The organism is Streptomyces sp. NPDC003247, from assembly GCF_042888135.1.
GTDB lineage: Bacteria > Actinomycetota > Actinomycetes > Streptomycetales > Streptomycetaceae > Streptomyces.
The window spans coordinates 19,057-36,022 of sequence record NZ_JBIAPF010000014.1; the positions used below are offsets into that span (position 1 = coordinate 19,057).

Consider the following 16,966-nt stretch of genomic DNA (forward strand, 5'->3'; position numbering starts at 1 on the left):
GCAAGCTCGGAGAGAACGCCATGACCGTCCAGCGCGCGGACGCCCGGCGCAATTACGCGCGGATTCTCGCCGTGGCCGAGGAGGAGGTCGCCGCCCACGGCGCCGACGCCTCCCTGGAGCGGATCGCCCGGGTCGCGGGGGTCGGTTCGGCGACCGTGCGCCGGCACTTCCCCGGCCGGCGCGCCCTGCTCCAGGCCGTGTTCAGCGAGCGGATCGAGGCCCTGTGCGCCCGCGCCGAGGAGTCGGCCGGGGCGGCCGACGCGCGGGCCGCGCTGCTGGACTGGCTGGGCGCGCTCACCGCGTACGCCGCCTCCGCGCGGGGCATGGCCGACGCGCTGATCCAGGACGGAACGGACGACCCGGACCATGTGAACGTCTGCTCGGCACGGCTCACCGGGGCGGCCGATCCTCTGCTGCGGCACGCCGTGCGGGCCGGTGCGGTGGCGCCGGGTGTGACCATCGCCGACCTGATCACGCTGGTCACGGGGATCGCCCTGGCCACGGAGCACCACCCGGACCCCGCCGCGGAGGCGCACCGGCTGCTCGGCCTGACGGTGGAGGGGGTCAGCCCTCGGAGGTGACCGGGAGGGGAGGGACGTTCAGGGCCTGACGCCGAGGGCGGGCAGGACGGTCTCCGCGACCCGGTACGCCTCCTCCAGCAGGGGGTTGCCGGAGAGGATGAAGGTGTCGACGCCCAGGTCCTCGTACTCCTTCAGCCGCTCCACCACCTGGGCGGCCGAGCCCACCACCGCCGTGCCCGGCCCCGGGCGGAACAGGCTCATGCCCGGCCAGAGGTTCGGGTGGGTCTCCAGCTCCCGGGCTCGGGCGGGCACCCGGCCGCCGTGCTGGCGGAACTGCCGCTGCCAGCCGACGCCGTCCTCCCCCGCACGGTCGCCGAGCTGCCGGGCGTACGTCGCCTCGCTGGTGACGTCGAGCAGCCGGTCGGCCGCCGCCCAGGCCTCGTCCTCGGTGTCGCGGACGATCAGGTGCAACCGCAGGCCGATGCGCAGGGTGCGGCCGTGCGCCGCCGCCCGCTCGCGCACCCGGTCCAGCTTCTCCTTCAGCAGGTGCGGCGGCTCGCCCCAGGTGAGATAGACGTCCACGTGCCGGGCCGCCATCTCGATGCCCGGTTCGGAGGAGCCACCGAACCACAGCGGCACGTGCGGGGTCTGCGTCGGCCTGAGGTCGCCGAACGAGGAGCCGGCGCCCTTGAGGTCGTAGAACCGGCCCCGGTGGTCGAAGACCTCGCCCGCGGTGAGCCGCTTGACGATGGACCAGTACTCGGCGCTCAGCGCGTACCGCTCGTCGTGCTCGACGTTCAGGCCGTACTCGCGCAGCGTCTTCGTCGAGCCGTTGACGACGTTGAAGCGCAGGCGTCCGCCGAAGAGGCTGTCGAAGGTGAGCGCCATCTTGGCGAGCAGCGTCGGGGCGATCAGACCGGGGTGGACGGCCAGCAGCGGATGGAAACGGGGGCTCGTGGCGGCGGCGAGGGCGCTGCCCAGCGGCCAGACGTCGTACAGGTCGGTCGCGAGCAGCGCGCCGCTGAAGCCGAGGCGTTCGACCGTGCCGGCGAGCTGCTGGAGGTAGCCGAGGTCGACCGGGCGGCGGCCGCCTGGCTCCCAGGGGTAGGCGCCCTCGCGCGGAATGATGTACCAGAGCACTTCGGAGGCCATGGTCGTGTGTCCCCTCAGTCCCTGTCCCGGCGCGCCACGGCGTCGGCGACCGTGACGGGGCCGTCGATGAAGCCGGTGCGGGCGAAGATGTCGGCGGCCTGCTGCTGTTCGGCGAGGAAGTCCGCGCCGACGTCCTCGATGCGCCAGGGCAGGGCGCGCAGGGCCGTCTCCCAGTCGGCGGCGGTGCCGCCCTGGTGGCCGGCGGCGATCGCGGCGGCCTCGCCCGGATGGGCCTCGGCCCAGGCGTCGGCCCGGCGCAGGGCGCGTACCAGTGCCTCGACGACCTCGGGCCGGTTCTCGGCCAGCTCGCGCCGGGTGAAGAACACCGAGCGGTCGGTGATGACGTCGCCGGTGCGGACGAGGGCCCGGACGCCCCCGGTGCGCAGGGCGGCGGCCAGCTGCGGCCCCTGGGCGACCCAGGCCGCGATGGAGCCGTCGCGCAGCAGCTTCTCGCTGTCCTCACCCCCGCGTTCGGCGGTGATGTCGATGGCGTACGACAGTCCCGCGTCGTCGAGGGCCTTGGCGACGAGGTGGGTCTGCCAGGAGCCGATCGCCAGGTGCACGGTGCCGCCCTCCAGGTCGGCGACCGTGCGCGCGGGGCTGTCCTCGGTGACCAGGAGCGCGCCGTGGTCGGGGCGCGGGGCGGAGACCGCGACGTAGACGAGGTCGTGACCGGCGGCCTGGGCCGTGACGGGCGGGGTCGAGCCGGTACCGCCGAAGTCGATCACGCCCTCGGTCAGCAGTGGCCCGGTGCGCACGCCGTCGGTGTACGGGTGGAAGACGACCGTCTCCCCCAGCGGGGCCAGTTCCTCGGCGGCGAAGTCGAGGCGCGAGAGGTAGTAGAGGGTGGGGTTGCTGTTGTGGACGCCGATGGTGAGGGACATTTCAGTGCTCTCCGGTCTCAACGGTCGTGGTGGGCGGTACGCCCAGGTCGTTCAGCAGGCGGCGGCGCAGGGCGGCGAAGGACGGGTCGCCCGGGTCGCGGGGACGGGGCACGTCCACGGGCTCGTCGGTGACGAGCCGGCCCTCGCGCAGGACGCAGACGCGGTCGGCGAGACGCACGGCCTCCTCCACGTCGTGGGTGACGAGCAGGACGGCCGGCCGGTGGGCGCGGCACAGCTCGCCCACCAGGTCCTGCATGCGCAGCCGGGTGAGGGCGTCGAGGGCGGCGAACGGCTCGTCCAGGAGGAGGAGTTCGGGCTCACGGACCAGGGCGCGGGCGAGGGCCACGCGCTGCGCCTCACCCCCCGAGAGGGTGGCGGGCCAGGCCCGGGCGTGGCCTTCCAGGCCGACCTCCGCCAGGGCCCGGCGGCCGCGTTCGGACGCGGTGCGGGGCAGGGCGACGGTCACGTTGGCCAGCACCCGTTTGGAGGGCACGAGGCGCGGTTCCTGGAAGACGACGGTGCGCGCGCCGGGGACCAGCACCCGGCCCGCGTCGGCGCTGTCCAGGGCTCCGAGGATGCGCAGCAGGGTCGTCTTGCCGCTGCCGCTGGCGCCCAGCAGGGCGACGAACTCGCCCCGCCCGATGGTGAGGTCGAGCCCGTCGAGCACGGCCCGTGGTCCGAACGCCTTGCGCAGCGCGCTGACTTCGACGGCAGTCGTCATCGGCCCGCCCTCCGCCACGGCATCAGCACCCGCTCCAGGAGCCGGACGATCGCGTCGGCCAGCAGCCCGAACAGGCCGTAGACGAGGATGCACACGGCCAGGACGTCTGTGCGAGCGTAACTCTGTGCCTGGGCCATCAGGTAGCCGATGCCGGCGGTGGCGTTGATCTCCTCGGCGGCGATCAGCGCGATCACGCTGAGGGTCATCGACAGCCGGAGCCCGGCCAGCAGCGACGGCAGTGCGCCGGGCAGGACCACCTCACGCACGACGGCGATCCTGCTCATGCCGAAGCTGCGCATCGCCTCGACGAGTTTCGCGTCGGTGTTGCGGACGCCGCTGGAGGTGGAGACGTACATCGGGAAGGTGGTGGCGACGGCGATCAGCAGGATCTTGGCGATCTCGTTGATGCCGAACCACACCATGAACAGCGGGACCAGGGACAGGAAGGGGATCGTCCGCAGGGTCTGGAGGGACGAGTCCAGGAGTTCGTCGCCCAGGCGAGTGAATCCGGTGACGACGCCCAGCGTCAGGCCCGCGGCGAGGCCGAGGAGCAGACCGGTGGCGGAGCGGGTCAGCGAGGTGGCGAGCGCGTCGGACAGCTGGCCGTTGCCCCACAGCTCGCCGAGCGCGCGCACCACGTCGGCCGGTGAGGCGAGCACGTCCGGGGTGAGGACGCCCGTGGCGGAGGCGGCCCACCACAGCACGAGCAGGGCGACCGGTCCCAGGGCCCGGACGACGACCGTGACCCGGCGGGGGCGGGGCCGTGGGACGACGGCCCGGGGCGTCACCAGTCCCGTGCCGCCCGGCGGTGCCGGGATCTCGTGGACGGCCGTCATGACAGGGTCGTCACGTCGATGAGGTGGGCGGCGACGTCGACCTCGGCAGGGGTGACCTTCTGCTGGGCGTAGAAGCTCGCGACGGCCTCGAAGCGGGTGATGTCCGCATCGGTGATCGGCTCGACGGTGCCGCCCTTGCCGGTGAACTCGACCTGGATGCGCTTGGCCTCTCCGGTGAGGGCCTGGGGCCCGGCGTCGGTGTTGACGTTCAGGTAGGCGGCCGGGTCCCGCTTCTCCTCGACGCTGCCGTCGTGCAGGTACTGGTAGAGCGCCTTGACGACGTCGGGATGCTGCTCGGCGAAGGCGGCGCGGACGGCGGTGAGACTGTAGTTGTCCGATCCGATGGCCTGCCCGTCGGCCAGGAAGTGAGCCTTGCCGGTGCCGAGCTCGGCCACGGAGTAGGTCGCCCAGACCGCCCAGGCGTCGACCTTGCCGGCGTTGAAGACGGCGGCCGTCTGGTCGGGCCGCAGATAGACGCGCTCCACCTCGTCCGCGGCGATGCCCTCCTCGGCGAGCGCCTTCAGCAGCAGGTACTCGCCGGTGCCTCCCTGGTTGACGGCGACTTTCCTGCCGACGAGGTCCTTGACGGAGTCGATGCCGGAGCCGTTCTTGACGAGGATGCCCTCGCCGACCGGGTCGGGTGCGGTGGCGGTGAAGAACTTGAAGCGGGGGTTCTGCGACAGCGAGGTGATGCCGGAGGTGATCGAGCCGGTGGCGATGTCGAGCTGGTCGGCGTTGAGGGCCTGCGCCGCCGGGGCGAAGGGTCCGGCGCTGCCGGTCCAGGCGACCTTCGCGTGCACCTCGGCCAGCGCCTTGGCGAGGGAGCCGTCCTTCTTGCCCACCGCGAGGACTCCGGAGTTGCCGGGGTCGGGGATGCGGATGGTGACCGTGGCGGCGGTCGCGGAGCCGGTGCCGGCCTGTGAGGTGCCGCAGGCGGTGAGGACGATGAGGGCGGTGGCGGTGGAGACGGCGGCGGGGAGAAGTCTCGAAAGGCGCATGACAGTCCTACGTGTCGAGAGAGCGGGACGGGGGCCGGTGGTCGGCGAGGCGGAGGCGGGCGCGGCGCAGCGGTTCGGGGTCGGCCCAGGCCCGGACGTCGACGGGTTCGGGCAGGAAGCCGTGGGCGCGCAGCGCCGACTCCTGGAGGGCGAGCAGGGAGAGCCGTTCCTCGGAGAGGTCGGGGTGGAGGGTGCGGTGGGTGCCGGGCCGGTAGGCGCCGCGCACGCCCTCCGCGCCGGCACCGGTCTCGGCGCCCAGGATGCGGGCCACCTCCTCCGGCTGCTCCGCCGCCCAGTCGGCGGCGCGCAGCAGCACGGCGAGGAACCGGTCGACAAGGTCGGGGTGCTCGTCGAGCAGCCGCTGGTGGACGGTGATGGGGCGCGGGGTTCCGTTGTTCACCCGGTGGACGCGGTCGGGCAGTTCGTCGAGTTCGACCGCCACCTCGGCGCCGGCGCGCCGCGCGGCCTCGACGGCCACGGCGCCCTTGACGTACACCGCGTCGACGTCGCCGCGGGTCAGTGCGGCCAGTTCGGCGGCCCACTGTCCGGTGTGGCCGCCGACGGGCACGTCGACCGGTTCCGCGTCCTCCAGGCCGAGTCCGGCGGAGGCCAGCGCGCCCTCGAAGCCGCGCAGGGCCATGGCGCGCCAGAAGTCGATGGCGACGGGGTGCCGGGGCACGGCCAGTCGCCGTCCGCGCAGGGCGGCGGCGCCGCGGAGGGGCGAGCCGGGGGCGACGAGGACCGCCTGGCGCTCCTCGATCCAGGTCAGACCGATCAGACGGGTGGCCTCGCCCCGCGAACGGGCCCACAGCGCGGGCACGTTGCCGCCCTCGCGGAACAACGCGGGCAGGGTGTGCGTGTAGTGGGTGCCGCGGATCGCGGCGTCCACGTCGGAGGTCGCGTCCTGGAGGGAGCGGACGGCGATCCCGTCCGGCGCGAACTCCTCGGCGAGCCAGCGCCGGTCGGCGGCGATGCCGGTCGCGGTGGGCACCGGACAGCGGGTGAACCACAGGGTTCCGGGCAGGAGTGGGTGCGTCATGGGCTCTTCCCAGGGAGGGCTGATCGCCGCGCGGGCGACGAGGGCGAAGGGGGGGAGCGGGCGCCGGGCAGGCGCGGGCCTCGGTGCGGCCGTCGCTCCGGCGCTCGGTGCGGGGTGGGGGTGGTGGGCGACCGGCCGGGTTCCACCGAGGACGTCCGGCGGTCCGGTGGGTACGCGGGCTGTCGGCGCGACGACGCGGTACGGGTCGGCGGCGCGCCGAGTGGGTACCGGCTTGGGCTGCCGACGCGATGATGCCCGCGAGGGGGGCCGGTGAGCCGGGGCGGATCAGCGACAGACGGCGCTGGCGACGCGGCCCAGGTCGACGTGTCGGCGCGTGGTGAGCAAGGGCGCAGCGGTCCCGCGCATGGCTCCGCCCCTTTCGCCGACTCGCGCCGGACCCGTTCCGGCGGCGTGCACGCAGCCTGACACGCCCCTCCAGCAGGCGGCAAGCAGCTTCCCATGATGTGGGAGTGAGCGTGAACAGGCTGTTTCGGCAGGCGCTGAACGCCCTGCGGACTTCCCGTCATGTGGGAATCTTCAGCCCGGGCCCCGGAGGGCACGGTGTGAGAGGACAGGGAGAAGAGGGACGGTGGCACAGACTCCGATAGCAGGGGCACAGGCGGTCCAGCGGGCCCTGGACGTCCTGCACTGCTTCCACGACAACGCCCCGGACCTCAGCGCCTCGGAGATCTCCCGCAGGCTCGGCCTGTCCACGTCGACGGCGCACCGGCTGGCCCGTACGCTCCTGGGTGCCGGTTTCCTCGAGCAGGACCCCCGCACGGCGCGTTACCGGCTCGGGCCCGCCGTGACCGAACTCGGGCGTCTGTCGTATCACCAGCGCGGTCTGCACCTGGCCTCGCCCGAACTGACGGACCTGGCCCGGCGCACCGGTGCCACCGCCGACCTGGCCCTGCGCAGCGGGCCGCATGTGGTGATCGTGGCGGGAGGCTCGGTCACGCCGAAGGTGGGGCTGCGCCGGCCGCTGCACTCCACGGCACTGGGCAAGGTGCTGCTGGCGTGGCCGCGCCCCGGCGAGACCGGCGCGGAGGCGCTGCCGCCGCTGCGGGCCTTCACCGACCGCACGATCGTCGACCGGGAACATCTCACCGTCGAGCTGGAACGGGTGCGGGAGCAGGAGTACGCGCTCAACGACGGCGAGTCGGCCCAGGGGATCAGGACCCTCGCCGTGCCCGTCCTGGACCATCTCGGCTCGGCGCGCTTCGCGCTCGCCGTGCGCGGCACGCCCGAGCTGATCACCGGCGACCGCTTCGCGTGGTTCCTCGCCCAGGCACGCGCCTGCGCACAGGCCCTGGAGATCCTGCTGCTCCCACCGGCACAGCGCAGCAGCACGCTCCGGGCCTGAGCCGGCGGCGGACGGCGCACGGCGGCCGCGCAGGGCGGTCGACAGCCCCCGGTCCCGCGCGTCAGGTCCGGCCGTCGTACGCCTTCCGGGCCACGTCGATGTCGTCGACGTGCTCCAGGGCCCAGTCGAGGACGGTGCGGACCGACTCCAGCAACGTGCGGCCGAGCGACGTCAGCTCGTAGTCGACGCGGGGTGGCACCACGGGGTGCACGGTGCGCTCGACGAGTCCGTCGCGCTCCAGGCCCCGCAGGGTCTCGGTGAGCATGCGCTGGCTGATGCCGGGGACGGCGTTCTTGATCTCGGTGAAGCGACGTGAGCCCGAACCGAGTTCATGGATCACGGTCACCGTCCACTTGGATCCGACCCGGTCCAGGACGTCGCGCACACGACAGGTGACCTCGTCCCGTCGTCCCAGCACGGACATCGGATCGGACTCGCCGGTGGTCATGGTTCCCTCCACCTCACTGAGGCAGTAATAAGTGCCGTCTTCCGGGTCGTTCCATGCTTTCGCAGACTGGGTCCACTCACCAGCCGTGACCGGCTCGATTTCCGGAGGACCCATGACCACTCAGGCACCCGCCGTCGACGAGGGCTTCGCCGAGCCCGCCGCCGAGTCCCGTCTGGAGCGCGCGGCCGCCGCCCTGCGCGACCACGGCTATCTCGTCCACCTCGTCGGCACCGCGGCCGACGCCAAGGAACTCGTGCTCTCACTGCTGCCGCGCGACCGGTCGGTGTTCGCCGCCACCAGCGAGACCCTGCGTCTGTCCGGGACAGCCGCCGCGATCGACGAGTCCGGCGACTTCCGCTCCGTGCGGGCCGAGGCCGGGGACCTGGGTGACGACGTCGACGCCAGGATCCGGCTCGGTGCGACCCCCGATGTCGCCGTCGGCAGCGTGCACGCCGTCACCGAGGACGGGTTCCTTCTGGTCGGCTCCGCGAGCGGCAGCCAGCTGGCGCCGTACGCGTCCGGCGCCCGCAAGGTGATCTGGGTGGCCGGCGCGCAGAAGGTCGTCCCTGACATCCCCACCGGGCTGCGCCGCATCCGCGAGTACAGCCTGCCCAAGGAGTGGCGACGGCTTCACGACGCCTACGGCCAGACCTCCTTCCTCGGCAAGATCCTCATCCTGGAGCGTGAGGCGCTGCCCGGCCGCGGGACGGTCGTCCTCGTACGTGAGGCCATCGGTTTCTGAGGGGACATCGTCATCTCCCGGGTCAGACCAGGCCGGGTCAGAACAGGCCGCCGCCTGCGTGGATGGTCTGACCGGTGATCCAGCCGCCGGCATCGGAGACCAGGAAGGCGACGACCGCGGCGATGTCGGCAGGCTCGCCGAGGCGCCCGAGGGGCGTCTGCGCACGGGTCGCCTCCAGCCGCTCCGCGGTCATGCCGGCTTCCAGGGCATCGGTGCGTGTCGCGCCGGGCAGGACACTGTTCACGGTGATCCCCCGGGGTCCCAGTTCCTTGGCGGCCGTACGCACCAGCAGATCACCGGCTGCCTTGCTGGCTGCGTACAGGCCCGAGGCCGGGCGGGCCGTGACCGCCGCGCCGCTGGAGACGACGACGATGCGTCCGCCGTCACGCAACCGCCGGGCCGCCTCGCGCAACGCCATGAAGGTGGCGCGCGTGTTGGTCGTGAACATCAGCTCGAAGTCCTCGTCGGTGGCATCCGCCAACGGCGCGAACCGCGCGACGCCCACATTGCCGACCAGGAGGTCGAGGCCGCCGTAGGACCTCTCGGCCATCTCGAACAACCCGCGCAGCTCCTCCGGGTCGGAGACGTCGGCGCGGACGGCCGTCGCTCGGCCGCCGGCCCTTTCCACCGAGGACACCACCTGGGCGGCCGCCTCGGCGTCGGACCGGTAGTTCACGATCACCCGCGCTCCGTCCGCCCCCAGCCGTTCGGCGATGCCCCGGCCGATCCCCCGCGAGGCCCCGGTCACCAGGGCGACCTTTCCCTCCAGCACCATGCCCTCCATCCGTCGAGGTACTTGACTGTCGAGATGCTCAACCACATCAGACGCTCAACCGACATGGTCCACCGTGGCCGGCGAGGACCTCCGGGAGCGGATCCGGCTCCGTTTCGCCGCCCGTCGGTTCGTCAGGCTTCGAGGCCCAGGGCGGACCAGAGTTCCCGCTCCGTCTCCGTCATGGGGAGGTGCGCGAGACACTCCGGGTGGCCGGGCGGCGGTCCGCCGTCCGGCTCCGGCATGCGCTGCGTCTCCTCGGCGCGGGCGGACGCCTCGGGCAGGGGCAGTCCCCCCAGGAGGCAGCCGACCGCGAGCAGGCCCGGTGTCCAGCGGGCGAGCACATCGGCCCATCGGCGCGCGCGGGTCACCGTGGGCTCACCGCAGCGGGGCCGTCGGCCACAGCGGTTCGGTCGCGCGGTGTTCGGCCTCGCGCAGGACGCGCAGCACGTTGCGGCCGGTCAGCGCCTCCAGGTCGGCCCGGGACCAGCCGCGGTCGGCGAGTTCGCGCAGCAGCACCGGGTAGCCGGAGACGTCGGCGAGGCCGGTGGGCTGGTGGTCGACGCCGTCGTAGTCGCCGCCGAGGCCGATGTGGTCCCTGCCCGCCACCTCGCGGGCGTGCTCCACGTGATCGGCGACCTGGGCCACCGTCACCTCGGGCCGGGGGTGCTTCTCGGTCCAGCGCCGCAGCCGGTCGTCGGCGGCCGCGGCGAAGGCCTCCGCGTGTTCCCCGGCGACGTCGGCCGGGTCCTCGCCGGGCCGGGGTGCGCGCGGCCAGGTCCAGGGCAGGAGCCCGAGACGGTCGCGCTCGGCCTGCAACTCCTTCGACCACTCGGCGACGTCGGCGGAGATGAAGTACGGGACGAACGTGAGCTGGAGGACACCGCCGTTGTCCCGCAGCAGTTCCAGGACCGGATCGGCGACGTTGCGCGGGTGGTCGTTGAGGGCGCGTACGGAGGAGTGGCTGAACAGCACCGGAGAGGTGGAGGCGGCGAGGGCCGCCCGCTGGGTGGACTCGGCGACGTGGGAGAGGTCCACGAGCAGACCGGTGCGGTTGAGTTCGGCGACGATCGCCCGGCCCGTGTCGTTCAGGCCGCCGACACCGGGCTCGTCGGTGGCCGAGTCCGCCCAGGAGGTGTTGTCGTTGTGGGTGAGGGTCACGTAGCGGACGCCGAGCCGGGCGTACGACCGCAGGACGCCCGGGGACTCGGCGAGGCTGTGGCCGCCCTCGATGCCCAGCAGGGAGGCGATCCGTCCGTCGGCGACGGAGCGCTCGACATCGGCCGCGGTGTAGGCGATCGCCAAGGTGTCCGGGTAGCGGGCGACGAGCCGGTACACGGCGTCGATCTGTTCCAGCGTGGCCACCACGGCTTCGGGCTCGGGCAGTTTCGAGGAGACGTACACCGACCAGAACTGCGCGCCGACCCCTCCGGCGCGCAGCCGGGGCAGGTCGGTGTGGAGGTCCGGGCGGCCGTCGGCGAGCCCTTCGACGCTGTAGCCGGAGCGGGCGCGCAGCGCCAGCGGCAGGTCGTTGTGGCCGTCGAAGACCGGGGTGCTGCTCAGCACCTGTTCGACCACGTCCCACGCGGTGTCGGTCATGCGCTTGCCACTCCTTCGTCGAGGGCGTCGGGGGTCAGGTGCCGGCGGCGGGCCTGCCGGACCGGGTCGGGGACGGGCAGCGCGGCGACCAGCCGCCGGGTGTAGTCGTCCTGTGGACTGCCCAGTACCCGGGCCGTGGAACCGGACGCGGCGATCCGGCCGCGGTGCAGGACGACGACGCGGTCGGTGACCTGTTCCACCACCGCGAGGTCATGGCTGATGAACAGTGCCGCGAAACGCAGTTCCCGCTGGAGTGCGACGAACAGGTCGAGCACTGCCGCCTGTACGGACACGTCGAGGGCCGAGGTGGGTTCGTCCGCGACGATCAGCGGGGGCCGCAGGGCGAGCGCGCGGGCCAGGGCGACGCGCTGTCGCTGGCCGCCGCTGAGCTCGTGGGGGTAGCGGTCGGCGTAGGCGCGGGGCAGGTGCACGGACTCCAGCAGCGCCTCGGCTTCGGCGCGGATCGCTGCCGCCCCCAGCTCGCGCCGGTGGACGGTCAGGGGTTCCGCGACGCTGTCGCCGACGGTCAGCAGCGGGTTGAAGCCGGCCGCGGGGTCCTGGAAGACGTAGCCGATGTGGCCGGCGCGGCCGCGCGTGCGTCGCCGGGTCGTCACCGGCCGGCCGAACACGTCGAGTTCTCCGCCGGTCACGTCCGTCAGACCGGCGACGGCCCGGCCGATGGTGGTCTTGCCGCTGCCGCTCTCCCCCACCAGCCCGAGCACCTCCCCCGGCCGGATCTCGAAGCTCACGCCGTCGACCGCCCGGAAGCCCTTCCTGCCCAGCCTTCCCGGGTAGTCCACGACCAGCCCGGCAGCCCGTACGACCGGCGGCCCGTCACCCACCGGCGGCCCGTCACCCACCGGCGGCCCGTCGTCCGCGGGGGACGCCGGTGTGCGGCTTCCCTCGCCGAAGACCGGTACGGCGGCCAGCAGGTCCCGGGTGTACGGATGGCCGGGTGCCGCGAACAGTTCGCGGACCGGGGCCTGTTCCACCACCTCGCCCTCGTTCATCACCGCCACCCGGTCCGCCAGGTCGGCCACCACGCCCATGTTGTGGGTGATGAGGAGCACGGCGGTGCCGAAGTCGGTGCGGCAGCGGTGCAGGAGTTCCAGGATCTCCGCCTGGACGGTGACGTCCAGCGCCGTGGTGGGCTCGTCGGCCACGATGAGCCGGGTGCCCAGGGCGAGGGCCATGGCGATGACGGCCCGCTGTTTCTGACCGCCCGACAGCTGGTGGGGGTAGTGGTCCACGCGGGTGGCCGGGTCCGGGATGCCGACCTTGTCGAGCCATTCGACGGCCAGGGCGCGGCGTTCGGCCTTGCCGGCACCGTGTCCGTGGGCGCGCAGGCCCTCGGTGAGCTGCCAGCCGATGGTGAAGACCGGGTTCAGTGCGGTGGAGGGCTCCTGGAACACCATCGCCGCGTGCGTGCCGCGCAGGGCGCGCAGCCGGGCGGCGGACGCGGTGAGCACGTCCTCGGCCGGGTCGGCGGTGCCGTCGCCGAGCAGCACGCGGCCGCGGGCGGTCGCGGTGGCGGGCAGCAGTCCCAGGACCGACCGGGCGGTCACGGTCTTGCCGCTGCCGCTCTCGCCGACCAGGGCCAGCACCTCCCCCGGAGCGACGGACAGGTTCACCCCTTTCACCGCGGGGGCCGCGCCGGTGTCCGTGGCGAAGGTGACGTGCAGGTCCTCGATGCGCAGCAGGTCAGTCATCGTCCGCGCCTCCGTCCGCTCGGGTGACGGTCGGTGTGGGGCCGACGCGCCGCCGGAGGCGCGGGTCGGCCAGGTCGGTGAGGCTCTCGCCGAGCAGGGTGGTGCCGAGCACGGTGAGCACGATGGCCAGGCCCGGCGGTATCGCGGTCCACCACAGTCCCGATGTGACGTCGGCGACGGAGCGGTTGAGGTCGTAGCCCCACTCGGCGGCCGAGTTGGGTTCGATGCCGAAGCCGAGGAAGCCGAGTCCGGCGAGGGTGAGGATGGCCTCGGAGGCGTTGATGGTGAAGATCAGCGGGAGCGTGCGGACCGAGTTGCGCAGCACGTGCCGGAACATGATCCGCCAGGTTCCGGTGCCGATCACCCGGGCGGCGTCCACGAAGGGCTCCGCCTTGACCCGGATCACCTCGGCCCGTACGACACGGAAGTACTGCGGTACGAAGGCCACGGCGACCGAGCAGGCCGCCGCGCCGAGGCCGCCGACCAGGCTCGACTGTCCGCCGCTGATCACGATCGACATGACGATGGCGAGCAGCAGCGGCGGGAAGGCGTAGAGCGCGTCGGCGAGCCCGACCAGCAGCCGGTCGAGGCGGCCGCCGAGATAGCCGGAGGCCAGGCCCAGCACGGTGCCGGGGACCACCGAGAGCAGCAGCGCCGCGAGGATGATCTCCAGTGCGGTCCTGGCGCCCCACACCGTGCGGGACAGCACGTCGTACCCCGCGATGGTGGTGCCCAGCGGATGTGCGCCGCCGGGCGGCTGCTGCGAGCCGAACAGTCCAACAGCGTCCTGGAGTTGGGCATACCCGTACGGCGCGACCAGCGGGCCGAGGAGCGCCGTGAGGACGAACAGCGCCGTGAGGGCCGCGCCGGTGAGCAGCATGGCGCGCTGTACGGCACCGCCCGTGCGCAGTCGTGCCCGCAGACGGTCCGGCAGCGACGTCTGCCGTCGCTGGAGGAGTTGTGCCACGGCTCAGTACCTCACTCGGGGGTCGATCAGGGCGGCGACGACGTCGACGAGGAAGTTCGTCACCGCCACCACGACGGCGAACAGGGCCACGATTCCCTGCACCGCCGGGAAGTCGCGCACGGTCAGGTAGTGGGCGAGTTCGTAGCCGAGGCCCTTCCACTCGAAGGTGATCTCCGTCAGTACGGCTCCGCCGAGCAGTCCGGCGACCTGGAGCCCCAGGACGGTGACGACCGGGATCAGGGCGGGCCGGGTGGCATGCCGGGTGACCAGCCGGAAGGGCGCCACGCCACGGGAGCGGGCGGCTTCGACGTAGCCGGCGGAGAGGGTGCCGATGAGGTTCGTGCGGACCAGGCGCAGCAGGATGCCCGCGACGAGCAGACCCAGTGCCAGGCCGGGCAGTACGGCGTGTTCCAGGACGTCGGCGAGGGCCGCGGGGTCACCGCTGCGCAGGGCGTCGACGAGGTAGAGGCCGGTCGTGCTGGTCTGGTTCTGGAGGAAGAGCTGGACGTCGGTGCTCGCCCGGCCGGACGCGGGCAGCCAGCCGAGCTGGATCGCGAAGACGAGTTTCAGCAGCAGTCCCACGAAGAACACGGGGGTGGCGTAGGTGAGGACGGCGAACAGCCGCAGCACGGCGTCGGGCGCGCGGTCCCGGCAGGAGGCCGCCACCATGCCCAGGGGGACGCCCACGACGAGGGCGACGGCGAGGGCGTAGAAGGAGAGTTCGACGGTGGCGGCGCCGTAGGTGCCCAGTACGTGGGTCACCGGTTCGTTGTCGGTGACGGTGCGGCCGAAGTCGCCGCTCGCCAGGGACGTCAGGTAGTCCAGGTACTGGGTGAGCAGCGGCCGGTCGTAGCCCGCCTGGTGCAGTTTCGCCTGGAGCTGGTCGGGGGTGAGCCGGTCGCCCAGCGCGGCGCTGATCGGGTCGCCGGTGGCGCGCATCAGGAAGAAGACCAGGCTGACCAGGATGAACACGGTGGGGATGATGAGGAGGAAGCGGACCACCAGGTAGCGGGCGAGTCCGTACCCGGCGGCGCCGTCGGCGGGAGGGGCGACGGCGCCGGGGGTGTCCTGCGTCAGGGCGCTCACTTCTTCGCGAGTCCTGCCCAGCGGAACGTGTAGGCGCTGTTCAGCTCGTCGGGCACACCGCTGATGTCGGTGCGGGTGACGATCGCGGTGGACCCCTGGAGCAGCGGGAGCAGCGGTACCGACGCCGCGGCCTTGTCCTGGGCCTGCTGGAGCAGGTCGGTGCGCTTCGCCGGGTCCGTCTCGGTCTCCTCCTTCTGGATCAGCTCGCGTACGGCCGGGTCGGAGTAGCCGTTGGCGACCCAGGTGTTGGCCGAGTAGAAGGGCGAGAGGTAGTTGTCCGCGTCCAGGTAGTCGGCGTACCAGCCGAGCTGGTAGAGCGGGTAGAGGTGCTTGATGCGGTCCTCGCCGTACTGGGTCCACTCGGTGGACTGGAGGTTCACCTTGAACAGTCCGGTGGCTTCGAGCTGGGACTTGACCAGCGCGTACTCGTCCGCCGAGGACGAGCCGTAGTGGTCGCTGTTGTACTGGAGGTTGAGGGTGACGGGGGTGGTCACCTTCGCCGCCTTCAGCCGTGCGGCGGCCGCGGCCTTGTCGGGGCCGCCCTTCTTGTCGCCGTAGAGCGACTTGAAGGAGTCGGTGGCACCGGTGAGTCCGTCCGGCACCGAGCTGTACAGCGGCTGGTAGCTGTTCTTGTAGACCTGCTGCGCGAGCTGGGCCCGGTCGACGGAGTCGGCGACGGCCTGCCGGACGGCCAGGGCCTTGGCCGCGTCGGCGTTCTCGGTCTTGGTGCCGTACGGCTGCGTCTGGAAGTCGAAGACGATGAAACGGATGCCGTTGCCGGAGCCGGTGTGGACCTTGATGTTCTTCTTCTCGGACAGGTCGTCGAGGTCGGCGGTGGTGAGGGTGCGGTAGACGGCGTCGACGGTGCCCTGCTGGACGTCGAGCTTCAGGTTGCTCGCGTCCGTGTAGTACTTGAGCTGGACGTTCTTCGTCTTCGGGGTGCCCAGCCGGCCGCCGTAGGCGCTGTTGGCGGTGAAGGAGACCAGCGAGTTCTTGTCGTAGCTCGTGATGCCGTACGGCCCGTTCCAGGGCTTCCCGGCGACGATGGCCTTGTCGTCGAGGATCTTGTCGGCGGGGAAGACCTCCTCGTCGACGATGTAGCCGGCCGCGGTGGACAGCACCTGCGGGAACAGGGTGTCGTTGGCGGACTTGAGGGTGAAGACGACGGTCGTGGGTGTCGGCGCGGCGACGGAGGCGAGGTTGTAGAGGAGCGACGACGGGCCGTTCTCGTCGGCTATCTTCACGATGCGGTCGAGGCTGAACTTGACGTCGGAGGACGTCAGTTGGTGCCCGTTGGCGAACTTCAGCCCTTCCCCGAGGGTCACCGTGTACTCCTTGGGCGCCGTCAGCTCGATCCCGGTGGCCAGATCCGGGGAGACCTCCGTGGCGCCGTTCTTCACGCTGAGCAGCGTGGCGTAGACCTCGCTCTCGATGGTGCCGGAGCCCGCGTCCCAGGCGCCCGCCGGGTCGAGGCTGGTGACCTGGTCCGTCGTACCGACGGTGATCGTCGCGCCGTCGGAGCCGGCGGAGCTCTTGGTGCTCGTGCAGCCGGTCAGGGCCACCAGGACGGCCGTGCCGAGGGTGAGGGCGCCCAGGGGCCGGAACGTTCTGACAGTGCTGTGCTGTGCCATGGCTGGTCTCTGCTTCCGCATGAAGGAGACACGAACGGGGCGCGGCGGACAGGGTGTGCCGCGCGCACGCTCGTGTGAAAGGTGAGGGTGAGGAGCGAAAACGGGTCAGGTCAGCTGTGACAGAGGCAGCTGCAGACCAGCAGCAGATCGACATGGCGTCGGGAGCACAGCACGAGGCCGGTTGCCACGCCGTCCTCCCAGGGATGTCGTCGGCCCTCGGGCCGGGGGAACGCACTTGCAGAACAGGAACATCCGCCGAGCCGTCACCTGGGGGCACCCCACTGCGTCGAGGGTTGCCGTCCGGCCAGCCAGGGCTTGATCACCGGAACTCGTGGCTCGCGCTCACCGTAGATCGACGCTTCTCCCGGCGTCAAGCAGTGGCTTTGCCGGGACGGTGTGCGCGGGCAGGGCGGCCGTTCTCCGCGCCGGACGGCGGGGGCAGGCCCCTCCCATCGACGGCCGTGGCCCGCACGAGGTTGGTCACGGCCGCCTTCGCCG

General features: G+C 72.4%; 18 protein-coding genes and 1 riboswitch. Of the genes, 3 read left to right on the forward strand and 15 right to left on the reverse strand.

All coding sequences use genetic code 11. The features are described from left to right. Positions 1-20 precede the first annotated feature (20 nt). On the forward strand, positions 21-581 hold the full coding sequence (locus ACFYWQ_RS35560; RefSeq protein WP_389522438.1) for a TetR/AcrR family transcriptional regulator: 561 nt from the start codon (positions 21-23) through the stop codon (positions 579-581). Between the two features lie 18 nt (positions 582-599). On the opposite strand, the gene ACFYWQ_RS35565 is transcribed toward ACFYWQ_RS35560, so the two are convergent. From ACFYWQ_RS35565 to ACFYWQ_RS35595, 7 genes are all read right to left on the reverse strand, one after another. Then, a complete protein-coding gene (locus ACFYWQ_RS35565; protein ID WP_389522439.1) occupies positions 600-1,673 on the reverse strand; it encodes an LLM class flavin-dependent oxidoreductase in 1,074 nt (357 codons plus the stop codon). Positions 1,674-1,687: 14 nt separating this feature from the next. After that, a complete protein-coding gene (locus ACFYWQ_RS35570; protein ID WP_389522441.1) occupies positions 1,688-2,557 on the reverse strand; it encodes an ABC transporter substrate-binding protein in 870 nt (289 codons plus the stop codon). Position 2,558: 1 nt separating this feature from the next. Then, positions 2,559-3,278, reverse strand: a complete 720-nt coding sequence (locus ACFYWQ_RS35575; RefSeq protein ID WP_389522443.1) for an ABC transporter ATP-binding protein — start codon at positions 3,276-3,278, stop codon at positions 2,559-2,561. Further along, positions 3,275-4,114: an ABC transporter permease gene (locus ACFYWQ_RS35580; protein WP_389522445.1), complete on the reverse strand. Its 840-nt coding sequence runs from the start codon at positions 4,112-4,114 to the stop codon at positions 3,275-3,277. Before ACFYWQ_RS35580 ends, ACFYWQ_RS35575 begins: the two co-directional genes overlap by 4 nt. Continuing rightward, positions 4,111-5,112: an NrtA/SsuA/CpmA family ABC transporter substrate-binding protein gene (locus ACFYWQ_RS35585; protein ID WP_389522447.1), complete on the reverse strand. Its 1,002-nt coding sequence runs from the start codon at positions 5,110-5,112 to the stop codon at positions 4,111-4,113. Before ACFYWQ_RS35585 ends, ACFYWQ_RS35580 begins: the two co-directional genes overlap by 4 nt. 7 nt (positions 5,113-5,119) lie before the next feature. Further along, complete coding sequence (locus ACFYWQ_RS35590) at positions 5,120-6,151, reverse strand: ABC transporter substrate-binding protein (protein ID WP_389522449.1); 1,032 nt, start codon at positions 6,149-6,151, stop codon at positions 5,120-5,122. Positions 6,152-6,436: 285 nt separating this feature from the next. Beyond that, positions 6,437-6,517, reverse strand: coding sequence for a putative leader peptide (locus ACFYWQ_RS35595; protein WP_389522742.1), 81 nt, complete (start codon positions 6,515-6,517; stop codon positions 6,437-6,439). A 223-nt stretch (positions 6,518-6,740) separates the two neighbouring features. On the opposite strand from ACFYWQ_RS35595, the gene ACFYWQ_RS35600 reads away from it, so the two are divergent. After that, positions 6,741-7,514 carry an IclR family transcriptional regulator gene (locus ACFYWQ_RS35600; protein WP_389522451.1) on the forward strand — a complete coding sequence of 258 codons (774 nt, stop codon included), beginning with the start codon at positions 6,741-6,743 and terminating at the stop codon, positions 7,512-7,514. 61 nt (positions 7,515-7,575) lie between these two features. Here ACFYWQ_RS35600 and ACFYWQ_RS35605 read toward each other — a convergent pair whose 3' ends face one another. Continuing rightward, positions 7,576-7,962 carry a winged helix-turn-helix transcriptional regulator gene (locus ACFYWQ_RS35605; protein WP_389522453.1) on the reverse strand — a complete coding sequence of 129 codons (387 nt, stop codon included), beginning with the start codon at positions 7,960-7,962 and terminating at the stop codon, positions 7,576-7,578. A 112-nt stretch (positions 7,963-8,074) separates the two neighbouring features. On the opposite strand from ACFYWQ_RS35605, the gene ACFYWQ_RS35610 reads away from it, so the two are divergent. After that, positions 8,075-8,704 (forward strand): LUD domain-containing protein, encoded by a 630-nt coding sequence (locus ACFYWQ_RS35610; RefSeq protein WP_389522455.1) that lies wholly within the window; start codon positions 8,075-8,077, stop codon positions 8,702-8,704. A gap of 37 nt (positions 8,705-8,741) precedes the next feature. Here ACFYWQ_RS35610 and ACFYWQ_RS35615 read toward each other — a convergent pair whose 3' ends face one another. The 7 genes from ACFYWQ_RS35615 to ACFYWQ_RS35645 all read right to left on the reverse strand — a co-directional run bounded on the left by ACFYWQ_RS35615 (position 8,742) and on the right by ACFYWQ_RS35645 (position 16,468). Beyond that, a complete protein-coding gene (locus tag ACFYWQ_RS35615; protein WP_389522457.1) occupies positions 8,742-9,479 on the reverse strand; it encodes a glucose 1-dehydrogenase in 738 nt (245 codons plus the stop codon). A gap of 131 nt (positions 9,480-9,610) precedes the next feature. Further along, complete coding sequence (locus ACFYWQ_RS35620) at positions 9,611-9,847, reverse strand: DUF6059 family protein (protein WP_389522459.1); 237 nt, start codon at positions 9,845-9,847, stop codon at positions 9,611-9,613. A 7-nt stretch (positions 9,848-9,854) separates the two neighbouring features. Then, positions 9,855-11,075, reverse strand: a complete 1,221-nt coding sequence (locus ACFYWQ_RS35625) for a dipeptidase (RefSeq protein ID WP_389522460.1) — start codon at positions 11,073-11,075, stop codon at positions 9,855-9,857. Further along, the gene (locus tag ACFYWQ_RS35630) at positions 11,072-12,784 is read right to left on the reverse strand and encodes a dipeptide ABC transporter ATP-binding protein (protein WP_389522462.1); all 1,713 of its coding nucleotides are present in this window, start codon (positions 12,782-12,784) and stop codon (positions 11,072-11,074) included. The genes ACFYWQ_RS35625 and ACFYWQ_RS35630 overlap by 4 nt, the downstream gene beginning before the upstream one ends. Beyond that, the gene (locus tag ACFYWQ_RS35635) at positions 12,777-13,751 is read right to left on the reverse strand and encodes an ABC transporter permease (protein ID WP_389522463.1); all 975 of its coding nucleotides are present in this window, start codon (positions 13,749-13,751) and stop codon (positions 12,777-12,779) included. The genes ACFYWQ_RS35630 and ACFYWQ_RS35635 overlap by 8 nt, the downstream gene beginning before the upstream one ends. A gap of 3 nt (positions 13,752-13,754) precedes the next feature. Further along, positions 13,755-14,837 carry an ABC transporter permease gene (locus tag ACFYWQ_RS35640; protein WP_389522465.1) on the reverse strand — a complete coding sequence of 361 codons (1,083 nt, stop codon included), beginning with the start codon at positions 14,835-14,837 and terminating at the stop codon, positions 13,755-13,757. Then, positions 14,834-16,468, reverse strand: coding sequence for an ABC transporter substrate-binding protein (locus ACFYWQ_RS35645; RefSeq protein WP_389522467.1), 1,635 nt, complete (start codon positions 16,466-16,468; stop codon positions 14,834-14,836). Before ACFYWQ_RS35645 ends, ACFYWQ_RS35640 begins: the two co-directional genes overlap by 4 nt. A 226-nt stretch (positions 16,469-16,694) precedes the next feature. Further along, a riboswitch (SAM riboswitch) is annotated at positions 16,695-16,805 on the reverse strand. Between the last annotated feature and the right edge of the window lie 161 nt (positions 16,806-16,966).